This is a genomic window from Streptomyces sp. F63 (assembly GCF_018070345.1).
In the GTDB taxonomy this organism is placed as follows: domain Bacteria; phylum Actinomycetota; class Actinomycetes; order Streptomycetales; family Streptomycetaceae; genus Streptomyces.
The window spans coordinates 57,066-78,133 of the sequence record NZ_JAGPXX010000023.1; the positions used below are offsets into that span (position 1 = coordinate 57,066).

Annotated in this window: 21 protein-coding genes and 1 pseudogene; 5 read left to right on the forward strand and 17 right to left on the reverse strand. The window is 74.1% G+C overall.

Annotated elements, in window-relative coordinates:
* Nucleotides 1–90: 90 nt before the first annotated feature.
* From KBZ10_RS21145 to KBZ10_RS21155, 3 genes are all read right to left on the reverse strand, one after another.
* Entirely contained in the window at nt 91–258 is a 168-nt protein-coding gene (locus KBZ10_RS21145) for a hypothetical protein (RefSeq protein WP_210989253.1), read from the reverse strand.
* A gap of 158 nt (nt 259–416) precedes the next feature.
* Nucleotides 417–665: a hypothetical protein gene (locus KBZ10_RS21150; protein ID WP_210989254.1), complete on the reverse strand. Its 249-nt coding sequence runs from the start codon at nt 663–665 to the stop codon at nt 417–419.
* A 302-nt stretch (nt 666–967) separates the two neighbouring features.
* On the reverse strand, nt 968–1,195 hold the full coding sequence (locus KBZ10_RS21155) for a hypothetical protein (protein WP_210989255.1): 228 nt from the start codon (nt 1,193–1,195) through the stop codon (nt 968–970).
* 226 nt (nt 1,196–1,421) lie between these two features.
* On the opposite strand from KBZ10_RS21155, the gene KBZ10_RS21160 reads away from it, so the two are divergent.
* Nucleotides 1,422–2,636: a phosphatidylserine/phosphatidylglycerophosphate/cardiolipin synthase family protein gene (locus tag KBZ10_RS21160; RefSeq protein WP_210989256.1), complete on the forward strand. Its 1,215-nt coding sequence runs from the start codon at nt 1,422–1,424 to the stop codon at nt 2,634–2,636.
* 116 nt (nt 2,637–2,752) lie between these two features.
* Here the strand turns inward: KBZ10_RS21160 and KBZ10_RS21165 are convergent, their stop codons facing one another.
* On the reverse strand, nt 2,753–3,538 hold the full coding sequence (locus KBZ10_RS21165; protein ID WP_307847537.1) for an NAD(P)-binding domain-containing protein: 786 nt from the start codon (nt 3,536–3,538) through the stop codon (nt 2,753–2,755).
* Nucleotides 3,539–3,614: 76 nt separating this feature from the next.
* Nucleotides 3,615–4,598 carry a GlxA family transcriptional regulator gene (locus tag KBZ10_RS21170; protein ID WP_210989258.1) on the reverse strand — a complete coding sequence of 328 codons (984 nt, stop codon included), beginning with the start codon at nt 4,596–4,598 and terminating at the stop codon, nt 3,615–3,617.
* A 122-nt stretch (nt 4,599–4,720) separates the two neighbouring features.
* Between KBZ10_RS21170 and KBZ10_RS21175 the strand changes: the two genes are divergently transcribed.
* A complete protein-coding gene (locus tag KBZ10_RS21175; protein ID WP_210989259.1) occupies nt 4,721–5,548 on the forward strand; it encodes an NAD(P)H-dependent oxidoreductase in 828 nt (275 codons plus the stop codon).
* Nucleotides 5,549–5,602: 54 nt separating this feature from the next.
* Here the strand turns inward: KBZ10_RS21175 and KBZ10_RS21180 are convergent, their stop codons facing one another.
* From KBZ10_RS21180 to KBZ10_RS21190, 3 genes are read right to left on the reverse strand one after another with little or no spacing between them, the layout of a single operon-like run.
* On the reverse strand, nt 5,603–6,037 hold the full coding sequence (locus KBZ10_RS21180; protein ID WP_043468273.1) for a response regulator: 435 nt from the start codon (nt 6,035–6,037) through the stop codon (nt 5,603–5,605).
* The gene (locus KBZ10_RS21185) at nt 6,034–7,704 is read right to left on the reverse strand and encodes a CHASE3 domain-containing protein (protein WP_374223390.1); all 1,671 of its coding nucleotides are present in this window, start codon (nt 7,702–7,704) and stop codon (nt 6,034–6,036) included. The genes KBZ10_RS21180 and KBZ10_RS21185 overlap by 4 nt, the downstream gene beginning before the upstream one ends.
* Nucleotides 7,701–8,912 (reverse strand): PP2C family protein-serine/threonine phosphatase, encoded by a 1,212-nt coding sequence (locus KBZ10_RS21190; protein WP_210989289.1) that lies wholly within the window; start codon nt 8,910–8,912, stop codon nt 7,701–7,703. The genes KBZ10_RS21185 and KBZ10_RS21190 overlap by 4 nt, the downstream gene beginning before the upstream one ends.
* Before the next feature lie 426 nt (nt 8,913–9,338).
* Between KBZ10_RS21190 and KBZ10_RS21195 the strand changes: the two genes are divergently transcribed.
* Complete coding sequence (locus KBZ10_RS21195) at nt 9,339–10,178, forward strand: endonuclease I family protein (RefSeq protein ID WP_210989261.1); 840 nt, start codon at nt 9,339–9,341, stop codon at nt 10,176–10,178.
* A 144-nt stretch (nt 10,179–10,322) separates the two neighbouring features.
* Here the strand turns inward: KBZ10_RS21195 and KBZ10_RS21200 are convergent, their stop codons facing one another.
* A complete protein-coding gene (locus tag KBZ10_RS21200) occupies nt 10,323–10,865 on the reverse strand; it encodes a DUF6817 domain-containing protein (RefSeq protein WP_247702723.1) in 543 nt (180 codons plus the stop codon).
* Nucleotides 10,866–11,054: 189 nt separating this feature from the next.
* On the opposite strand from KBZ10_RS21200, the gene KBZ10_RS21205 reads away from it, so the two are divergent.
* Complete coding sequence (locus tag KBZ10_RS21205) at nt 11,055–12,023, forward strand: LysR family transcriptional regulator (RefSeq protein ID WP_210989262.1); 969 nt, start codon at nt 11,055–11,057, stop codon at nt 12,021–12,023.
* A 219-nt stretch (nt 12,024–12,242) separates the two neighbouring features.
* Entirely contained in the window at nt 12,243–12,461 is a 219-nt protein-coding gene (locus KBZ10_RS21210; protein WP_210989263.1) for a DUF5133 domain-containing protein, read from the forward strand.
* Nucleotides 12,462–12,536: 75 nt separating this feature from the next.
* Here KBZ10_RS21210 and KBZ10_RS30635 read toward each other — a convergent pair.
* From KBZ10_RS30635 to KBZ10_RS21250, 8 genes and pseudogenes are all read right to left on the reverse strand, one after another.
* A pseudogene (locus KBZ10_RS30635) lies at nt 12,537–12,815 on the reverse strand (Tn3 family transposase); the annotation flags it as partial.
* Nucleotides 12,816–13,305: 490 nt separating this feature from the next.
* Entirely contained in the window at nt 13,306–14,583 is a 1,278-nt protein-coding gene (locus tag KBZ10_RS21220) for a sodium:proton antiporter (protein ID WP_210989264.1), read from the reverse strand.
* 143 nt (nt 14,584–14,726) lie between these two features.
* Nucleotides 14,727–15,086, reverse strand: coding sequence for a monovalent cation/H(+) antiporter subunit G (gene mnhG, locus KBZ10_RS21225; protein WP_210989265.1), 360 nt, complete (start codon nt 15,084–15,086; stop codon nt 14,727–14,729).
* Nucleotides 15,083–15,349 (reverse strand): monovalent cation/H+ antiporter complex subunit F, encoded by a 267-nt coding sequence (locus KBZ10_RS21230; protein WP_210989266.1) that lies wholly within the window; start codon nt 15,347–15,349, stop codon nt 15,083–15,085. The genes mnhG and KBZ10_RS21230 overlap by 4 nt, the downstream gene beginning before the upstream one ends.
* A complete protein-coding gene (locus tag KBZ10_RS21235; protein ID WP_210989267.1) occupies nt 15,346–15,909 on the reverse strand; it encodes a Na+/H+ antiporter subunit E in 564 nt (187 codons plus the stop codon). Before KBZ10_RS21235 ends, KBZ10_RS21230 begins: the two co-directional genes overlap by 4 nt.
* The gene (locus KBZ10_RS21240) at nt 15,906–17,438 is read right to left on the reverse strand and encodes a Na+/H+ antiporter subunit D (RefSeq protein WP_210989268.1); all 1,533 of its coding nucleotides are present in this window, start codon (nt 17,436–17,438) and stop codon (nt 15,906–15,908) included. The genes KBZ10_RS21235 and KBZ10_RS21240 overlap by 4 nt, the downstream gene beginning before the upstream one ends.
* Entirely contained in the window at nt 17,435–17,917 is a 483-nt protein-coding gene (locus tag KBZ10_RS21245; protein ID WP_210989269.1) for a Na(+)/H(+) antiporter subunit C, read from the reverse strand. The genes KBZ10_RS21240 and KBZ10_RS21245 overlap by 4 nt, the downstream gene beginning before the upstream one ends.
* On the reverse strand, nt 17,914–20,814 hold the full coding sequence (locus tag KBZ10_RS21250; protein WP_210989270.1) for a Na+/H+ antiporter subunit A: 2,901 nt from the start codon (nt 20,812–20,814) through the stop codon (nt 17,914–17,916). The genes KBZ10_RS21245 and KBZ10_RS21250 overlap by 4 nt, the downstream gene beginning before the upstream one ends.
* Nucleotides 20,815–21,068: the final 254 nt, after the last annotated feature.

A 21,068-nucleotide genomic window follows, 5' to 3' on the forward strand; every position in this document is an offset into this window, starting at 1 on the left:
CCGGATGTGCCGGCCGCGCCCCCCGGCCGCACGCGGCGGACCCCGGTGGTCACGCCGTGTGCGGCTGGGCCACGTGCCCGGTGCGCGGGCTCAGTGTTCCTCCCGGTAGTCCTCGGGGGAGATCCCGGCCTCCTCCAGGGCCTCCCGCATAGTGCGGCCCGCGCCGTCCCGGGTGCGTTCCGTCGCACCCTCCGCGGACGCGTCCAGGACGTCATCGGTGGACGTGGTCTTCTCCCGGTTCTCCTCCGGCGTGGTCATGCGCTCTCCTCGCTTGTCGTGTGTCCCGGTGCCCGGGCCGCGGTGGTTCCCCGGCCCGGGCACCGGTCCACGGCACCCCCCGGCTTCCGTGCCGGGCGGGCGCGTCGTGACGGGTCCGGGTACCCGGGGACCGGATGCCCATGTGCCCCGGCCGGGGGTCAGGCGCCGCGCTCGGCCGCCACGGTCTGCAGCCGGCTCGCGACCTCCGTCAGTTCACTGTCGGAGGGGTCCGGGTCCGGAACCAGCGCGGTGAGGGCGTCCCGGGAGATGATCTCCACGGCTCCCCGGTAGCGCTCGCCGCCCAGTTCCGCGGCGGGCACGACGCGTTCGCGGCCCTCCAGCAGGACGAGCACGGGCTGCTGCTCCGGGGAGCGCAGCAGGTCCCGGACATGCTCATGGGTGATCACGTGTGATCCTTTCCGCGGGGTTCCCCGTCGCCGTGGGGCGGTGGAGCTTGGTGCCCCGCCCCGCTTCTCCGTATGACCGCCGGCCCGGTGGTGAACCACCGGGCCCCGGCGGCCCGCCTTGGCCGGGTGTCCGCAGGACGCCGCCCCATGCCTCGACGGCGGACACGGACGGGAGACGGAAGCAGCGGGCGCGGGCGCTCCGGCGGGGTGCCTCCGGCGGCAGGGCGCCGGAACCGGGCGGGCGGTGCGGCTCCGGCCCATCCGGGCGGCGCGGCCGGGGGGAGGGCAGCCGGGGGGCGCGGTCAGGCGAGGCGGAGGGCCTGGAGCGCGGAGCGCGCCTGCTGGGAGGTGAGACCCTCCAGGGCGCCCTCGCCCCGTGCCAGGCCGTCGGCGATCGGCTCCAGCAGATGACGCAGCGTGGCGCATTCCCCGTCCGGGGTGCTGAGACAGACGAGCCCCTCCGGGCCGCGCCGTACCGTCAGCCCCGGCTGGTCCGTGCTCATCCACTGCCCGTAGGTGGTGTTGTCCATCGCACCATTCTGCAAAACGGCCGCCTGCCGCGCAGCAACACGGCACGACATCACCTCCGAGCGGTAGGTCCGGGCGGCCGGATCGGCGATCCGCGCTCCCGCCGCGGCGGTATCCGGAGGCACCGCGAACGGCGGGCCACCCGGTCATGGACCCGCCGGATTCGGGCAGCAGTTCGGTACAGCCGGCCGGAGTCCCCGGCCCCCGACCAGCACCGAGGCCCGCCCCATGAGTACCGTCCAGGACAGACCCGAGCCCGCCGTCCCCCGCCCGGAGAACCGCGGGACGGCGGACCGCAAGCAGCGGCTGCGCCGCAGGCTGGAACGGCTGCTGGGGATCGCCGCCACCGAGGGCAACGAGCTGGTGCCGCTGCGCAACGGGGACCGGATCTTCCCCGCGATGCTGGAGGCCATCCGCTCCGCGGAGCACACCGTGGACATGATGACCTTCGTCTACTGGCGCGGGGAGATCGCCCGCCGGTTCGCCGAGGCCCTCTCCGAGCGGGCCCGGGCCGGCGTGCGGGTGCGGCTGCTGCTCGACGGGTTCGGCAGCCGCCCCATCGAGAAGGACCTGCTGGAGATGATGGACCGGGCCGGCGCACAGGTGGCATGGTTCCGCAGACCGCTGTGGATCTCGCCGTTCAAGCAGAATCACCGCTGCCACCGCAAGGCACTGGTCGTCGACGAGCGGGTCGCGTTCACCGGCGGTGTGGGCATCGCCGAGGAGTGGTGCGGCGATGCCCGCGACGAGAACGAGTGGCGCGACACCCATGTGCGGGTCGCCGGCCCGGCCGTGGACGGCATCGCCGCGGCCTTCGCCCAGAACTGGGCCGAATGCCACGACCTGCTCTACGACGAGCGGGACCGGTTCACCGCGCAGCCCGCGCCCGGTGACGCGGTGGTGCAGGTGGTCCGCGGCTCCGCGAGCTACGGCTGGCAGGACATGCAGACCCTGATCCGGGTGGTCCTGCAATCGGCAGAGGAGCACATCCGGCTGGCCACCGCCTACTTCGCCCCGGACCGCTACTTCGTCGACCTGCTGTGCGCCGCCGCCCGGCGCGGGGTCCGGATCGACATCCTGCTGCCCGGGCCGCACACCGACCAGCGGGTGTGCCAGCTCGCCGGGCAGCGCCACTACGAGGATCTGCTGGCCTGCGGGGTGCGGATCTGGCAGTACCAGCCGACCATGATGCACGCCAAGGTGATCACCGTCGACGGGATCGCCTCCCTGATCGGCTCCACCAACTTCAACCGCCGCTCCCTCGAACACGACGAGGAAGTCATGCTCACCGTGCTCGACGAGACGTTCACCGGCAGGCTGAAGGCCGACTTCGACGAGGACCTGAAGGCCAGTGAACGGATGGTGGAGGGCCGCTGGAAGCGGCGCCCGGCCGCCCAGCGGCTGCGGGAGGCGCTGACCGCCCCCCTCCGCCGGTTCCTCTGACAAGCGGGCCGCGCCCGGCAGCGGCGCCCGCGGCCGGGGCGCCCGCGGCCGGGGCGCCCGCGGCCGGGGCGCCCGCGGCCGGGGCGCCGGGGCGCCGGGGCGCCGGGGCGCCGGGTTCAGCGCTGCACCGCGTGGAAGAGCCCGCTCATCTCCTCGGCCGTCATCTTCGCCCCGAAGACCCTGGTGCCGGGCTGGTGCCGGCGGCCGCCCTGCCCGAGGTTCCCGGCGTCGACCGGGTCGAAGCCGATGTCCCGGATGAGGCCGGCGACCACGGCCTTGGCGTCCTCGTCACTGCCGGAGATCGGAACGGCGATCCGGTCCGGCGCCCCCTTCGGGCGGCTGCCCGCCCGCAGGTTCTCCCAGTAGACCGCGTTGAACGCCTTCACCACGTTGGCCCCGGTGTGGGCACGGATCTTCTGGCTGGAGGTGATGCGGTCCTGGTCGAGATCGGGATCGTGGCCGTCCCGCTCGGGGAAGTAGTTGCAGGTGTCGATGACGATCTTCCTGCTCAGCGACGCGGACGGCAGCTCGTGGTACCTCCCGAAGGGGATGGACACCACGACCACGTCACCGAACCGCGCGGTCTCCTCGACCGTCAGGGCCCGGGCCCGGGGGCCGAGCTCCGCCACCAGGTCCCGGAGGGTCTCCGGGCCCCGGGAGTTGCTGACGGCCACGTCGTAGCCGACCCGGGTGAAGTGCTGGGCCAGGGCGGAGCCGATGTGCCCGGCGCCGATGATTCCGATCCGCATAGCGTGTCCCTCTCTCGCGGGCTCTCGCAGGCCGCTTCGCTCCGCGGGCACGCGGGCGATACGCGCCTCACGCCCGGAGTGCCCGTGCCCCGTCCCCGGAAACCTGGCCCACCGGCCTCCCGCGCCTCCCGGGCGTTCTCCGGTCCCTCCCACGCCTCCCGGCTCTCCGGTGGCGGCTCCAGCGCCGTCCTCGGGACCCCACCGCCCGGGGAAGCCGGCAGCGCGCCGCTCAGGGACCCCGGAAGGTGGCGCGGTAGGCGCTCGGCGACACGCCCAGCGCCGCCCGCAGATGCTGCCGCAGTGAGGCGCCCGTACCGAATCCCGCCTCCGCCGCGATCCGGTCCACCGGCAGATCGGTCTCCTCCAGCAGTTCCCGGGCCCGTTCCACCCGGCGTCGCGTGAGCCACTCCAGCGGGGTCAGCCCGGTCTCCTCCCGGAAGCGGCGGCTGAACGTCCGCACGCTCATCGAGCACCGCGCGGCCAGCTCGCGGAGCGCGACCGGCCGGCCCAGGTGCTCCTCGGCCCAGGCCCGGGCCGGCGCCGTGGACGAGAGCCGCGGTTCCGGCACGGGCCGCGGCACGTACTGGGCCTGGCCGCCCTCCCGGTGCGGCGGTACGACGGTGTGCCGGGCGAGCGCCGCCGCCACCGCCGCGCCGTGATCCCGGCGGATCATGTGGAGGCACAGATCGATCCCCGCGGCCTCGCCCGCGGAGGTCAGGACGTCCCCGTCGTCGGTGTAGAGCACCCCGGGATCGAGGGCGACATCGGGGAAGAGCTCCCGGAAGCGCGCGGCGGACTTCCAGTGGGTCGTCGCCCTGCGGCCGTCCAGCAGCCCGGCGGCGGCGAGCACGAAGGCGCCGGTGCACACGGAGGCGATCCGCGTCCCCGGCCGGACCCGTGCCAGTGCCGCGGCGACCGCGGGGGAGAGGTGCCCCGCCGCGTGCGCCTCGTCGTCGTCCCGGGAGGCCGGGACGATCACCGTGCGGGCCCCGCCCAGCGCCTCGGGACCGCGGCCGACCCGGACCGGGAAGTCGGCGTCCGTGCGGATGTCGCCCGGCTCGGGCGCGCAGGTCACCACCTCGTACAGCGGCTCGCCGCCCGCCGACTCGGCCCGCCCGAACAACTGGTGCACCAGGCCGAGTTCCATGGGCAGCAGGCCGGGCCGGACGAGGACGGCGACCGGATGACGGTCCGGGTACCGGAAGACGGTCATGGCGCGATCCTTGCACATACCGGCCGTCCGGCCACTCGTCCCGGCGACACCCGGACCGAAGAATCGGCGGCGGACCAGGGCGCCCCTGCGGGAGCGCCGCGAACCCGGAAAAGGACCGTCAGATGAGAGTGCTGTGGATCCACGCCCACCCCGAGCCGCGCTCCCTGAGCGCCGCCCTCCGTGACGAGGGCCTGCGCGCCCTGCGCGGACTCGGCCACGAGCACCGGCAGAGCGACCTCTACGCGATGGGCTGGAACCCCGTCGTGGACCGGCGGGACTTCCCGGGCCACGAGCCGGACCGCCGCCTGCTCGTCTCCGCCGCCTCCGAGGCGGCCCACCTCTCCGGGCGGCTGAGCGCCGACATCCGCGCCGAGCAGGAGAAGATCCGCTGGGCCGACACCCTGATCGTGCAGTTCCCGCTCTGGTGGTTCGGACCGCCGGCCATCCTCAAGGGCTGGTTCGACCGGGTCTTCGTCAAGGGCTTCGCCTACGGCGTCAGGGACCAGGAGGACGGCCGCACCCTGCGCTACGGCGACGGCGGACTCGCCGGCCGGCGCGCGATGGCCGTCGTCACCACCGGAGGCGCCGCACCGGCCTTCGGGCCGCGCGGCGTCAACGGCGACCTCGACAGCCTGCTCTTCCCGCTGCACCACGGCACGTTCTGGTACACGGGCATGGCGGCCCTCCCGCCGTTCGCCGTGTACGGGGCGGACCGCCTCGACGCGGCCGGGTACGCGGCGGCCGCCGCCGGCCTGCGCGAACGGCTGCGCACCCTGCCGGACACCGAGCCGATCCCGTACCGCCGCGAAGCGGGCGGGGAGTACGGCGAGGACCTCGTCCTGCGCCCGGACATCGAGCCCGGCCGCACCGGGCCGGCCGTCCACCGCGCCGACCCGGTCCCGGCGGGCCGGGACGGCGGACGTGTCCCCTGCGGGGCCGGGGAACGGTGAGCGGCGGACGGCGGGCGGCGGGTGGGACGGGGTCGGCGGGTGGGACGGGGTCGGTCAGCGGTTCGGCAGCCGGACCACCGTCAGGAAGAACTCGTCGATCTGCCGGATCGCCGAGATGAACGCGTCGAGGTCCACCGGCTTGGTGACGTACGCGTTGGCGTGCAGCTTGTAGCTGCGGAGGATGTCCTCCTCGGCGGCGGAGGTGGTCAGCACCACCACCGGGATGGTCGACAGCTCCGAGTCCGACTTGACCTGCTCCAGGACCTGCCGCCCGTCGTACTTGGGCAGGTTGAGGTCCAGCAGGATCAGGTCGGGCCGGGGCGCCCCGGCGTGGGCGCCGCGCTGGTACAGGAAGTCCAGCGCCTCCTCGCCGTCCTGGACGACGTGCAGGGTGTTGCCGATCTTGTCCTCGAAGGCCTCACGGGTCATCAGGACGTCGCCGGGGTCGTCCTCGACGAGCAGGACCTCGATCGGGCGGGGGGTGTTCATGCGGTGGCTTCCTCGTGGGCGGTGACAGCGTGCGGAACCATCCGGCCGGGGAGGGTGAAGCAGATGCGGGTGCCCTCGGCCCGTTCGGTGTCCAGGGTGATCCGACCGCCGTGATGCTCGACGATCTTCTTGCAGAGTGCCAGACCGATGCCGGTTCCGGTATACGTCTCCCGGCCGTGCAGCCGCTGGAAGATGACGAAGACCTTCTCGCTGAACTCCGGCGGGATGCCGATGCCGTTGTCGGTCACGCAGAACCGCCAGTCCCCGTCCTCCCCGTCCTCCCCGTTCTCCCGGCTCTCCCCGTCCTCCCCGGAGCGCTCGGCGCTGATCGTCACCACGGGAGCGCGGTCGGGGGAGCGGAACTTCACGGCGTTGCCGACGAGGTTCTGCCAGAGCATCGCCAGGGTGGTCGGGTCGCCCGTCACCTCGGGCAGGGTGTCCGGGCGCTCCACGCGGGCGCCGGACTCCTCGATCGCCGTCGAGAGGTTGGCCAGGGCCCGGTCCAGCGTTTCGTCGAGCGGCACGGTCCTGCGGTCGTCGTTGACGCGGCCGACCCGGGAGAAGGTCAGCAGGTCGTTGATGAGGATCTGCATCCGCTTCGCCCCGTCGACGGCGAAGGCGATGTACTGCTTGCCGCGCTCGTCCAGCTCGCCGCCGTAGCGTTTCTCCAGCAACTGGCAGAAGGAGGCCACCTTCCGCAGGGGTTCCTGCAGGTCGTGCGACGCCACATAGGCGAACTGCTCCAGCTCGGCGTTGGAGCGCCGCAGCTCGACGGCCTGCGCGTCGAGGTCGCCGGTCTGCTGGGTGAGGCGGGCCTCGCGGTTGCGGGTCGCCTCCAGCTCCTGGACGATCCGGTGCCGCATCGCCTCCACGGCCAGGGCGACCGCCCGCACGTCGGAGGGGCCGGCCGCGGCGATGCGGTGGCCGAAGTCCCCGTCGGCGACCCGCTGGGACGACTCCCGCAGGGCCAGCAGCGGGCCGCCCACGGTGCGGCGCAGCAGCACCGTCAGCGCGATGGCGGTCAGCACAAAGGTGATGATCATGAGTCCGTAGACCCAGTCCCGGGTGGTACGGGTGGAGATGAGCTCGGCCCGGGCCTCGGCCTTGGCCTCGGCTATGTGCTCGTTCTGCTTGACGAACAGCGCCCGCAGCTCGTTGAAGGACTCCCTGCTCCTCTCCAGCTCGGGAGTGTCGCCCGTCGCCTGCTCCCCGGCGCGGGTGCGCTCGACGAGCGGTACGGCGTGGGTGGAGCGCCACTCCCCGGCCGCCCGCTCGATCGCGGAGAGATCCCCGGCCATCACCCGGTCCGGCCCGACGAGCGACCGCAGCCGTCCCACGGACCGGCGCTCCTGCGCCCGGCCCTCGGTGTAGGGCTCCAGGAACCGCTCGTCCCCGGTGATGACGTAACCGCGCACCCCGGTCTCCTGGTTGAGCAGGGCGCTCTGCAGCTGGTACATCTCCGCGCGGGCCGGCTGGATGCGCTCCACCAGGTCGTTGGACTGCCGCACGGTGCTCGACAGCAGCTGGGCGCCGACGACGGCGCCGCCCAGCACGAACAGCAGCATGAGCGAGAGGATCAGCTGGAACCAGCCCTGCACGGTCAGTCTGCGGCCGGTGAGGACCGAGCCTTCCGGGCGCGGGGCCCGCGCGGGGGGCGGGGGAGTCACAGGGCCTTCCTCCATCCGATGCTGACGACCGCGACATCGTCGGCGAGGCCGCCGTAGTCGGCCGCGGCCAGTTCCGCCCCGTCCACCAGGGCGTCCACGAAGTCCTGCGGGCCGAGTCCGGCGCAGGCCTCGCCCGCCGCGAGTGCGCAGAGCCCGTCCTCGCCGAGGCGTTCGCGGCCGGGGCCGGTCCGGCCCTCGAACAGCCCGTCCGTGAACACCACCACCTCGGCACCCTCCGGCAGCGGGAGTTCGGTCTCCGGCCAGCCGACCGTGCCCAGGCCGAGGCCCAGCGCGGGGCCGCCCGGAGGCTCCACCAGCTCCACCTCGCCCCGGGTGCGGATCAGCAGGCCCGGATGGCCGGCCCGGACCACGCGCAGGCTGCGCCGGTCGGGCGGGAGGGTGAGCGTCGTGAAGGTGACGAAGACGGGGGAGTCGGCCCGCTCCGCGACGGTGATCTTCTCCAGGAGTTCCGCCAGGTCGCCGCCCTCCGTGCCGCACAGCACGGCCGTCCGCCAGGCGACGCGCAGGCACACGCCGAGCGCCGCCTCCGCCGCGCCGTGCCCGGAGACGTCGCCGATCACGGCGCGCACCGTGCCGTCCGGGGTCTGCACCACGTCGTAGAAGTCACCGCCGAGGAGGGCCTGGGCGCGGCCCGGTTCGTAGCGGGCCGCGACGGTGAGGTCGTCGGTGTGCAGCAGCGGCGTGGGCAGCAGGCCGCGTTCCAGGCGGGCGTTCTCCTGGGCCCGGAGCCGGCCCGCCTGCAGATCGGCCGCGGTCTGCTCCACCTGTTTGCGCTGGACGGCGTAGCGGATGGCGCGGCCGAAGAGCTCGGACTCCAGCGCGCCCTTGACCAGATAGTCCTGTGCGCCCGCGGCCACGGCGGCGAGGCCGGCCTCGCCCTCGGCGCGGCCGGTGAGCACGACGACGGCCGTGCTGGGAGCGGCGTTGAGGATCCGGGTGACGGCGGTCACGCCGTCGGCGTCCGGGAGGTGCAGGTCCAGCAGGATGCAGCCCGGCATCAACCGCGCCCCCGCCAGCCACTCCTGGGCCTCGGTCAGCGACCGCACCCAGGTCAGCTCGGTGCGGATGTCGCTGTCCGCGAGGAGTTCCTCGACGAGCAGGGCGTCTCCCGCGTCGTCCTCCACCAGGAGGAGGGACTCCGGGTCGCCGCGCCAGCGCGGACGCGTCAGGCCGGCGCTGCCGAACATGTCGGTCGTCACGCCGCCCGCGCCACTGCCGGGCTCCGGGCGAGGACCCGGCACATCCCTCGTACCGCTCACAACCCCCACCCTCCGCCCACCGGGCTGTTCTGTACGTCTGCTGGACAATACTGTCCGGTCCACCTTGCCACCAGGAAGGTGTCCCCTTTAGCGCCCTATGTGTGATTTTTTCCATATTTGGTTTTCGTCGGTCACGCGCGGATGGCGGCACCGGTGGCGGGTGTTCGCGGTCGCGGTCCGGCCGGACCGGAGGGCGCGTGGTCGCGGTCCCTTTTCCGGATCCCCCCGCCATGTTCACGCCATAGTGACCTATCACGAGGAGACTCCTGGGCACCCGAACGGAGGTTCGGGCGTGTCGGAAGTCTACGCGCGTTGCGCTCGGCGGCCGGCACGGACTCCGAGCAGAGGACGGATATGTCCCCCACCCGTGTCACCCGCTGGAAGCGGCTGGCTCTGCTGATCGGCGGCCTGTCGGTCGCCGTCGCGGCCCCTCAGGCCACCGCGGCCGTCGCCCCCTCCGGCACCGGCGCCGGCACCGCAGTCCGGGCCCCCGCCGCGACCGCGTACGACGACTCCTACTACCAGGGTGCGCTCGGCAAGACCGGCCAGGCGCTCAAGGACGCGCTGCACGGCATCGTCAGCGACCAGACGAAGCTGTCCTACTCCCAGGTCTGGAACGCGCTGAAGGCCACTGACGAGGACCCGGCCGACTCGTCCAAGGTGGTCCTCCTCTACACCGGCCGCTCGCAGAGCAAGTCCGAGAACGGCGGCGCCGTCGACGAGTGGAACCGCGAGCACGTCTGGGCCAAGTCGCACGGGGACTTCGGCACCGCGACCGGTCCGGGCACCGACATCCACCACCTCCGTCCCACCGACGTCACCGTCAACAGCGCGCGCGGCAACAAGGACTTCGACGAGGGCGGCTCCCAGGTCGGCGAGGCCCCCGGCAACTACACGGACAGCGACTCCTGGGAGCCGCGCGACCAGGTCAAGGGCGACGTGGCCCGGATGCTCTTCTACATGGCCGTGCGCTACGAGGGCGGCGACGGCTTCGCCGACCTGGAGCTCAACGACCGGGTGAGCAACGGCTCGAACCCCCTGATGGGCCGGCTGTCGGTGCTGCTGCGGTGGCACGAGCAGGACCCGCCGGACGCCTTCGAGAAGAACCGCAACGAGGTCATCTACGCCGACTTCCAGCACAACCGCAACCCGTTCATCGACCACCCGGAGTGGGCCGCGGAGATCTGGGGCTGAATCGTTCCTCCGCGGACTGCCGGCCGGCGGGGGCGCTCCCCGGCCGGCCGCTCCCCGGCAGCCGTCACGGGCGGCGGCCGCCCGCCCCCGCAGGGCTCACACCCGCGGGGACGGGCACCGGCGCCGCTCCGGCCGGCCCCCGGCTCAGGGCAGCACGCTCCGGCACTCCGCCCACGCGGCCTCGCTCAGCAGCGGGCGGAGCCGGGCGAGCAGCGCCTTCAGCTCCTCGCCCCGGTCCCGGCGGAACTCCGGGCTCACCCGGGCGATGTCCAGCTCGTTGGCCGCCGTCAGCTCCGCGAAGTCACGGAGCCGCCGCGGGGCGGGCGTGAGGACGCGACCGGAGAACCGGTCACGGAACAGCGGCGGGTCGTCCGTGAGCGCCGGATACGACGCCTCCCGGTCGCAGCTCGCGTAGAAGTACACCAGCTCCTCCGCCTCGGCGCCGATGGCCGCCGCGAGCTGCGGACGGCGGGCGAGCGGCAGCAGCGCGGCGGGGAAGCCGTCCGTTCCGTACAGGGCGTGGCAGAGACCGGCGAGCCGGAGGGCCGGACGGGCACCCCAGTCGCCGAGCAGCTCGCCGACCCGGCGGACGTGCTCCAGCAGGGATCCGCCGGGGTGCTGCATCTCCCCGGCGCCGAGCGCGCGCAGCAGGGTCATCGCATGGGTGGTACCGGTCAGGACGGGCATGCCGATCCCCTCTCCCCGTTCCGGGCACGGTGGGTCGGCACCCGTCCCCGGAGCCGTCGCAGCGTTCAGGCAGGTCTGCGCGGCGCGGGGCGGGTTGCCGCCCGGGCCCGTACACCATCGTCGGGTGGGCCAACTTCCAAGTCAATCCTAGGGTTTCCTTGGAGAGGCCCCAGGTCTAGCTTGGGGTGGGTGACACTTGACGACCTCCGCACCTTCGTCGCGGTCTGCGAGGCGGGCAGTCTCAGTGCCGTCGCCCGCGCACAGCACCGCACCCAGTCCGCCGTCAGCCAGCACGTCCGGAGGCTGGAACAGGAGCTCGGGCTCCGACTGCTGGAGCGCCGCCCGCGCGGCGTCACCCCCACCCACGCCGGACGCATCCTCCACACGGCCGCCGCCGAGGGCATCGGCGGCATCGACCTGGCGCTGCGCCGGCTCCGCGGACTGCTCGACGGGGAGGCGGGCTCGCTGCGGATCACCACCGGCGCCACCACGGTCCGCCACTTCATGGCCGAGGCCGTCGTGGCCTACCGGGAGCGTTATCCCCGGGTGAGTCTGGAGTTCCAGACGGAGAACTCCAGCAGCGGCTGCTTCGCCGCACTCGCCGCGGACGACGCCGATCTGGCGTGGATCACCATCGGTCCTGCCGTACGCGGCATCGAGCAGCGGCCCGTCGTCGAACTTCCCTGGGTGCTGGCCGTACGGGACGATGACCCGCTCGCCGGGAAGAGCGCCGTCGGCCCGGGCGACCTGGCCGGCATCCAGCACATCCGGCTCCCGGGGAACTCCACCTCCGGCTCCCGGCTGGACAGCCAGCTGCCCCGGCTCGGCGTCCCGCCGGCGTCCGCGTCCGCGACGAGCGTGGCCGACTGGGACACGGCCGTCCTCCTGGCCGAACTCGGGCTGGGTCACGCGCTGGTGCCGGCCATGCCGGGCCCCCCGCCGGCCGGGCGGGTCCGGCTCGTCCCCGTCCCGGCGCTGCCCCCGCTGCCGGTCGGCTGGGCCGTGCGGCGGTGGGACGCCCTGAGCCCGCTCGCGCGCGCCTTCGCCGAGGCGGTGGACCAGAGCCTGACGGCACGCTCCGGACCGGAGGCGGAGACGGCGTCGGGAAGGGGCACGGCACGGCAAGGGGGTCCCGGGATGGGGCAGGTGGCGGAGTGACGGGCCACGGCGGGCTCCTGCACCGGCTCGCCCCCGCGCAACACAGGCGTTACGCGCAAGGGGGTTCGGTGAGGGCACCCGCTGAGGTAACGTCCGTATAACAGCACCGCGTGCGGCCCGCTTCCGGCGGGTCATCACGCGTGCACGGGGGAGGGGCGCCCGGCGAGCCGGTGCCGCCCCGCTGGTCCCTTTCCCACGAAGGCGTGGAGGCGATGCCGGATGCTGATGGCGCACCCGACCGTGCTGCGGAATCTGCTCGAACACTACGAGGCCCTGCGGGCGTTGGCGAAGGAGCAGGTCGTCGCTCCGCACATCCACCGTCAGATGCAGGACACCGCCTACACGCTGTGCGTCTCCACCGGTGCCCGCGACATCGACCAGGCCCTGGTGGAGGCCCGCCGCCGGCTCGACGACGAACTCGCCGCGGCCGCCACCTGACCGCCACCTGACCGCCACCGGCCGCGCCCCGGCCGGCTGCCGGGGACGGCGCCCGCCGCCCCACTGTCCACGATTCAGCACCAGGGCGTCGAGGACCGGCCCGAGGGCGGCGAGCTGGTCCTCCGGGCCTCGCGGTACGCCCGGCGGATCCGGCCCCGGCCGCCGTGGCGGATCGCGCGGGCCGGGGGTGGCGGGCTCCCGGACGGTGAGCTGCCGGTTCGTCGGGCGGCGGTGGGTGCCGTCGACCGGCTCGACCACGGAGAGCAGGTGCGTGGTCTTGCCGATGCGGCCGTACTGGGCGAACGCGGCCCCCAGCGGGGTCGGATGGCCCGCGCGGCCGAACCTCCGCAGCAGGCCGATGGGCTCGTGCCGGACCGCCTGACGGCCGGGGGCGGACCGTCAGGCGGGGCACTGCGGGGGGTGGGAGCGCTCCCATGGTTGGATCTCCTGACAACCTTGTCAACCCCCTTGGCCTGAGCGGCGGTTGCGGGCGCCCCCTGGTGCTACGGCTCCGTGCGCCGCTCCCCGACGCCTCCCGGCGTCACCGCGAGGTGCGGCCCGGCACCCCCGCCCCCTGCCGGGGGCCCGGCCGGATCACCGCCGGGCAGGTGCTCGCCCCCCCCTCGCCCACGGCGCCGAATACGTCATCACGTTCACGGACACCGCCCTGGACGCGCGGGACGAGGAACCGCTCTCCGCCGCCCTGCGGGCCGACGGACCCGGCGAGCCGGTGAACTGGTGACCCGGCCGTCCGTGAACCGGATTCCGGCCCCCGCCGTGCCCGGGGCCGGGGCCGGAGCCGGCGAGGGCGCGGCCCCGCGCCGGCCCCCGCACCCGGAGCCGCTCAGCCGCTTCCCGGGCGCCCGCTCGCGGCCCCGTCGCCGCCGAACCCGGTCCGCGGTTCCCCCGGCCCCGCCCCGTCCTCCCCGGTTTCCCGGTCGTCCTCGGGTTCCTGCCAGTGCGGGGTCTCCTCCGGCTCGTCGAAGGAGCGCGCGACCACGACGTCGGTGGAGGAGTGCGCGAGGACCGAGAGCACGATGGTGAGGGCCACCAGGTGGAAGACGAGATCGGCCTCGGCGATCCCGGCCTCGAGGACCAGCAGGGCGTAGACCACCGAGGCGAAGCCCTTGGGGCCGAACCACATGGCCGCCGCCTGTTCGCGCCGGGTCAGATGAGAACGGGCGAAGGCGATGGCCAGGGCGACCGGCCGGACCAGCACGAGGGCGAGAACGGCGAACACCCAGCCGCTCCAGGAGATCTCGCCCAGGAACTCCACGGAGATCAGCGCACCGAAGACCAGCAGGGCCGCCAGTTTGAGCAGTTCGGCGACGAGTTCGCCGAACTCGTCGAAGGCCTTCCGCTGCCCGGGGCCGCAGGTGGCCACGGTCACGCCCGCGGCGAAGGCGGCCAGGAAGAGGTTCGCGTGCAGCACCTGCCCCAGCCCCAGGACGACCAGGCCGATGGCGAAGGCGTTGAGGGGTTCGTAGGCGGCCGAGGTGGCGAAGAAACGAGTCCGTTCCAGCGCGATGGCCAGCCAGGGCACGGCGACGCCGATGAGGACGCCCAGGGCGAGTTCGGTGGCCAGCTCGTCCAGATGGAGATCGCCGGACCCCTCGGAGATGCCGAGGAAGAGGATGACGAAGGGCAGCGCCAGCCCGTCGTTGATGCCGGACTCGACGTTCAGCACGTGCCGCAGCCGTGCCGGGACCTTCTTGTTGCCGACGAGCGCGGCGGCGAAGACGGGGTCGGTGGGGGCCAGGATCGCGCCGAGGAGGAGGGCTTCCGGCCAGGGCAGGCCCACGAGGTAGTGGGCGAGGACGGCGGTGAGACCGAGGGTGAGCGGGAGGCCCCAGCCCAGGGCCCGGCCGGGCAGCCGCCAGGCCGAGCGCAGATCGGACCAGCCCACCTTCATGCCGTCGGTGAACAGCACCGCGAACAGGGCCAGTTCGGCGAAGCTCTCGACGAGCGGCGAGTCGGCCGTCAGCTGGAGGACACCAGTGGTCTCCTTGCCCAGGAGGAAGCCGGCGACCAGGAACAGCGCGGCGGTGGACAGGATGGTGCGGTGGGCCAGGCTGGACACCAGTACGGCGATCAGCAGCACCACGGCGAAGGCGAGCAGCACGGCGACTCACTCCTTGATCGGCTCGGCGCCGGTCAGCGTATCGCTGGACGGGCCGGTGGACCGGGGCGGGGCACCGGCACCGTGGCGGTGGGCACGGACGGAGCCGCCGCGGTGGCTCCGGGGCGCGGCGGTGGAACGGCCGGTCACTCCGGCGGTGGCGGGGCGTCCTCCCGGCCGAGTCGCCGGCCGAGTTCGTCCACGACGAGCCGGCCGCGGCGCACAGCCCCCGTCCGGTAGGCGGTGCGGCCGACGATCTGCCCCGTCACCGGCACCGTGACCAGCTGGAAGAGCGCGAGCAGCAGAAGGACGAGGCCGTAGGACACCGGCACCTGGAAGGCGGTCCCCAGCAGGATGAGCAGCACGCCCAGGGTCTGGGCCTTCGACGCCGCGTGCAGCCGGGAGACGGTGTCCGGGAACCGCAGCAGCCCGATGGCGCCGAGCAGGCAGAACGCGGCCCCGGACAGCAGGAGGACGGCGGAGAGGACGTCGAGGACGGTGCTCACCGCATGCCCTCCCTGCGCTCGATGAGATTGGCCGCGGCGATCGAGCCGATGAAGGCCAGGATCGCCAGCAGCAGGAGGACGGGGAGGAAGGAGCGTTCCTGCCGGGCGGCGACCCCCACGGCGGTGCCCGCGACGATCAGGGTCAGCAGCATGTCCAGGGCCACGATGCGGTCCAGCGCGACGGGGCCGCGGAGCAGCCGGACCAGGGCCGCCAGGGCGGCGGCCGACAGCAGGGCCGTGGTGACGGCGAACACGGTGCTCATGACCTCTCCTCACCGGGCCGGCGTGCGGGGCTGCGATCGTCCGCCCCGGCGCGTGCCAGCGCCCAGAGCACGTGGTGCTCGGCCCGGAGCACCTCCCGGCGCCGCCGCTCCGCCTGGCGCGGGTCGCGGGCCGGCAGCGCGTGGACGTACAGCAGCCGGCGGTCACGGTCGATCTCCAGGACCAGGGTGCCCGGCGTCAGTGTGGCGAGCGAGGCCGTGGCGGCGATGAGCAGGTCGGTGTCGGCCCGGAGCGGGATCTCCACGACCGCCGCCGTGGTGCGCGGCCCGGACCGGAGCACCTCCCAGGCCACGGTGATCCCGGACAGGAGGAGGTCGGCCAGCATGTAGCCGAGCAGGCGCACCAGCCGCCACGGCCGGACCGGCACCCGGGGCAGCAGCGGGGGCAGGGCGAAGCCGCGGACGATCGCGGCGGACAGCAGCGCACCGCTGAGCAGGACCGCCGGGCGGACCGACCCCCAGAGAATCGTCCACAGCACCAGAAGCCAGCAGAACAGGGGCAGTTGGTCCCGGGCCCGGGACAGGATCGGGTGGCCGGTCAAGGGTTGTTCGCCTCCGTGACGAGTACGGCGGAGCGGTAGGTGTCCCGGTGCAGCAGGTCCTCGGCGGCCCGTTCGCTGATCCGGGCCAGCGGGCCGGCGAGCACCGCCAGGGCCACTCCGGTGAGGGCCATGCCCGCGGTGGCGGCCGCCATCAGCCGGGGCGGCCGGTGCGCCGCGGCCGGAGCCCGGGAAGAGCGCGGGCCGTGCGGATCCGGCCGGGCGGCTCCCGGGAAGGCGCAGCGGCCGAGCCGGGCCATCGCGGCCAGCGTCAGCAGGCTGCTCAGCAGCGCGGCGGTGACCAGCGCGTACGCGGCGGCCCCGCCGTCCGCGGCCCCGGCCCGCAGCAGCGCCAGCTTCGCCACGAACCCCGACAGCGGTGGGATCCCGGAGAGGCTCAGCGCCGGCAGGAGGAAGAGCAGGGCGAGCAGTGCCGGCGGGGGAGCGCGGACCTCCAGCCGGCGCAGGGCGGGGGTGCCCGCCCCGCGCACGACCAGTCCGGCGACGAGGAACAGCGTGGCCTGGACGACGATGTGATGGACGATGTAGAGGATCGTGCCGGTCAGCCCCGCGATGTCGGACAGCGCGAGCCCGAACAGCATGAAACCGATGTGGCTGACCAGGGTGAAGGAGAGCAGCCGGTTGATGTCGTCCTGCGCGAGCGCGCCCAGGATGCCCAGCAGCATGGTGGCAACGGCGAGGACGGCCAGCAGGATCCAGGTCTCCTCCCGGGGGAACAGCAGCGTCTGGGTGCGGACCATGGCGTACACCCCGACCTTGGTGAGCAGCGCCGCGAAGACCGCCGTGATCGGCGCCGGGGCGGTGGGGTAGCTGTCCGGCAGCCAGAAGTGCAGCGGCACCATGGCCGACTTGATCCCGAAGACCACGAGCAGCAGCAGGCTGAGGGCGGTGCGCAGCCCGTCGGGCAGCTCGGCCGTCCGCTCGCCGAGCCGGGCCAGGTTCACGGTCCCCGCGGCCGCGTACACGAGTGCGATCGCGGTGATGAACAGCAGTGAGGACGTCAGGCTGATGAGGACGTACGTCATGCCGGCCCGGGTCCGCTGCGTCCCGGCGTTCAGGGTGAGCAGCACGTAGGAGGCGCCGAGCATGACCTCGAAGGCCACGAACAGGTTGAACAGGTCCCCGGTGAGGAAGGCCAGCCCGACCCCGCCGGCCAGCAGCAGGTACGCCGGGTGGAAGGCGGACGCCACCCGGCCGCGCCGTTCGGCCGTGCCCTGGCCCATGGCGAAGAGCAGGACGGCGAGGGCGACCAGCAGCGAGACGGTCAGCAGCAGTGCCGACAGCCGGTCCGCGACCAGGGTGATGCCCACGGACGCGTCCCAGCCGCCCGCCTGCAGCACCAGGGGCCCCCGCCGGTCGGCCAGGACCAGCAGCAGGAACGCGGCGGCCAGGACGGTGACGAGCACCGCGGTGCTCAGCGACCGCTGGGCCCACAGGTGCCGCCGCAGGGCGATGGACAGCCCCGCGGCGAGGAGCGGCAGCAGTACCGGCAGGGAGAGCAGCAGGTTCATGGGTTTCCCTCCGCCGGGCGGTTCCCCGCGCCGCCCGTTCCGTCCTGTCCGCCGGCCTCGGAGGACCGCGCCCCGGAGGTCCGGGCCCCGGTTTCCGGCTCCGCCGGCCCGGCCCGTTCCCGGGCGGTGCCGATCCGCCGGTCCTCCACGTCGTCCTGCACCTCGTCGTGCCCCGTCAGCCACCAGGACCGGTAGGCGAGGGCGAGGAGGAAGGCCGTGAGCCCGAACGTGATCACCACGGAGGTGAGGGCCATGGCCTGGGGCAGGGGATCGGCGTACCGGCCGGGCTCCGCGCTGCTCCCGTCCGTCAGGGGAGGCTCTCCCGGGCGCCCCGCCGAGAGCAGCAGCAGATTCGTGCCGTGCCCGAGGAGGATGAAGCCGAGCACGATCCGCATCAGCGACCGCTGCATCATCAGCAGAAAGCCCACCGCGTACAGTCCGCCGACGACGACGGCGAGGACGACGTCCGGTGTTCTCATCGCGTGAGGTCCCCTTCCGCCGACTTCCGCGTGCGCCGCGGGGCGGGAGCCAGGTTCGCGCCCAGGGCCGACAGCAGCTTGAGCGCGACCCCGATCACCAGCAGATAGACGCCCACGTCGAAGAAGAGGGTGGTGGAGAACTTCAGCGACCCCAGGAGGGGGAGGTGCGCTTTCACCAGGACGCCCGTCAGCGGTTCGGCTCCGAGGAGGAGCGGCACCAGGCCCGCGCCGGCGGCCAGGGCCAGTCCTCCGCCGGCGATCAGGCCGGCGTCGACCCGTGCGGCGGCTCCCAGGCCGTCCCGGCCGCTCACGACATAGCGCAGGACGCACGCCAATCCCGCCACCAGGCCGCCCGCGAACCCACCGCCGGGGTGGTTGTGCCCGGACAGCAGGAGGAACACGGAGACCACCATGAGGGAGGGGAAGGTCAGCCAGGTGCCGGTCTCCAGCAGCAGCGAGCGTTCGCTGCCCGGCAGTTCGCTTCCACCGGGCACCCAGTGCTCGTGCGGCTGGTCCCACTGGGCCGCCGGCCCGGGCGCGACCCGGTCGCCCGGCTCCGGGCCGGCGGCGGCCCCGCCGTTCCCCGTGCGGGCGGCCCCGGCTCCGTCCCCGCCCTGCCGGCGGACCCCCGCCAGGCTCACCACCCCGAGCGCCGCGACCAGCAGCACGGCGATCTCCCCGAGGGTGTCCAGGGCCCGGAAGTCCACGACGATCGCGTTCACGGCGTTGTGGGCACCGGTCTCGGGCAGCAGGCGGAAGTACTCCTCGGAGGCCGCCGGAGCCCGGCGGGCGCCGGCCGAGGCCAGGGCGAAGAGACCGACGAGGACGCCGACCGCCGCGGCCAGCGCCCCCTGCAGGGCCCGGGTCCGCGGAGCCGACCCCTCGGGTGTGAAACGGGCCGGCATCCGGCGCAGCACGAACACCATGACCACCAGCGTCAGCGTCTCCACCAGCAGCAGGGTGAGGGCCAGGTCCGGAGCGCCGCGGAGCAGGAACAGCCCCGCCACGCCGTAGCCGACCGCGCCCGTCAGCAGCACCCCCGTCAGCCGGTGCCGGGTCACCGCCACCGCCGCGGCCGCGGCCAGCACGACCAGGGCGAGCGGCAGTTGCACCGACGAGGTCCACAGCCGGATGCCGCCCGGGCCCGCCCCGGCGACGGCCAGGGCGGCCCCCGGCAGGGCCAGTACGGTGCACAGGAGCACCGCCAGGTACACGGGGAGCGAGCCGACCTGGGTGGCGCCCGCCAGCCGCAGCGCCAGCGTGCCCGTGGCGCGGGCCGTCCGCGGGTACGCGCGCCGGGAGTCCGGCAGCCGGACGAGGGTCTTCCACCGCGGGCAGGTCCCGCGGACCCGCTCGCGGTCGGCCGCGTACAGCGCGGCTCCCAGCAGCAGCGTCAGCACGGACAATCCCAGGACCGGGGTCAGACCGTGCCAGAGGGCGAGCTTGTACGGGCCCTCCGGGCCGTCCGGGTAGCCGTCCGCGTAGGCGCGGGCGGGGGCCGCCACCCCCTGGTACCACAGGCCGAGCAGCAGTCCGGCCGCCGACAGGAGCGCCGCCGGGGCGAGGAAGCCGGGGGCCGGCCGTTCCGGGCTCCCCGGCTCCGCCCAGGGCTTGCGGGCGAAGCCGCCCCACAGGAAGCGGCCGGCGTACGCGACCGTGAGGACGAACCCGAGGACCAGCCCGGCCAGGACCGCGACGTGGCCGCCGGGCTCCGTGCCGTGCAGGAACGCCTCGTAGCCGGCTTCCTTGCCGAGGAAGCCGAGCAGCGGCGGCACACCCGCCATGGAGAGGGCGGCGAGCAGGGCCGTGGCGAACACGCCGGGCATCCGGCGGCCCGCGCCGGACAGTTCGCGCACGTCCCGGGTGCCCGTCTGGTGGTCCAGGATGCCGGTGACGAGGAAGAGCGCGGCCTTGAAGGCGGCGTGCGCGGCCAGCATCACCACTCCGGCCATCGCGGCCGTCCGGGTACCGGCACCGAACAGCACCACCAGCAGGCCCAGTTCACTGATGGTGCCGTAGGCGAGCAGCCTCTTCAGATCCGTCTCGCGGAGGGCCCGCCAGGCGCCCAGCACCATGCTCAGCAGCCCTGCGGCGAACACCGCCGGCCGCCACGGGGGGACGTCGGCGAAGCCGGGCGCGAACCGCGCCACCAGATACACCCCCGCCTTGACCATCGCGGCGGCGTGCAGATAGGCGCTCACGGGAGTGGGGGCGACCATGGCGGCGGGCAGCCAGCCGTGCAGCGGCATCTGGGCGGACTTGGCGAACGCGCCGAGCAGCAGCAGCACCACCGCCGTGCTCACCGCCGTGCCCCGCGGCGGATCGGCCAGGATGCCGGAGATCCGGTAGGTGCCCGCGCTCTCCCCGAGCACGACGAGCCCGGCCAGCAGGGCGAGCCCGCCCGCGACGGTCGTCAGCAGTGCCTGCTCCGCCGCCCGGCGGCGCTCCCGGGGGCGTTCCGGACCGGCGATGAGGAAGTAGGACGCGACCGTGGTGAGTTCCCAGAAGACGTAGAGCACGAAGAGGTTGTCCGCGAGGACCAGGCCGGTCATGGCCCCGGCGAAGGCCAGCAGCAGCCCGGCCTCCCGGCCGGTGTTCCGTTCGGTGTAGTAGGCGCTGTAGGCGAGGACGGCCGTTCCCACACCGGCGATCACCCACACCATGAGCAGGGACAGGGCGTCGAGCCGCAGGTCGAGGCTCAGCCCCAGGGAGGGCGCCCAGGCGAGGCTCTCCCGCACGGGTGTTCCGCGGAGCACGCCCGGCGCCCGGACGGCGCTCCACACCAGGGCCGCCAGCAGTGGCAGGGCCGCGATCACCCAGATGGCACGTCCGGCGCGGCGGGCCGCCCACGGGAGTGCCGCCGCCGGTACGGCGTGCGCGGTCAGCAGGAGGAGCACGGCCGGGACCACTCCTCGGAAACCGGGGGCCGGCGGACGCGGCCCGCCGAAGGGGCCCGCACGGAGGACGGGGATGTGCGGGACGGGCCGGGCCGGGCGCGGGACGCCCGGAGCGGGGATCCGGAGCGCGGGACTCCGGTGTGCCCGCTGGTGCGGTAGCCCGCTCGTGCCATGCGCCAGTCCTCCAGAGGCGGTCCGTTGACGATCCGTCGGCGATGCGGTCCGGCGCCGGCGTGCCGGCACCCTCGGGTGGG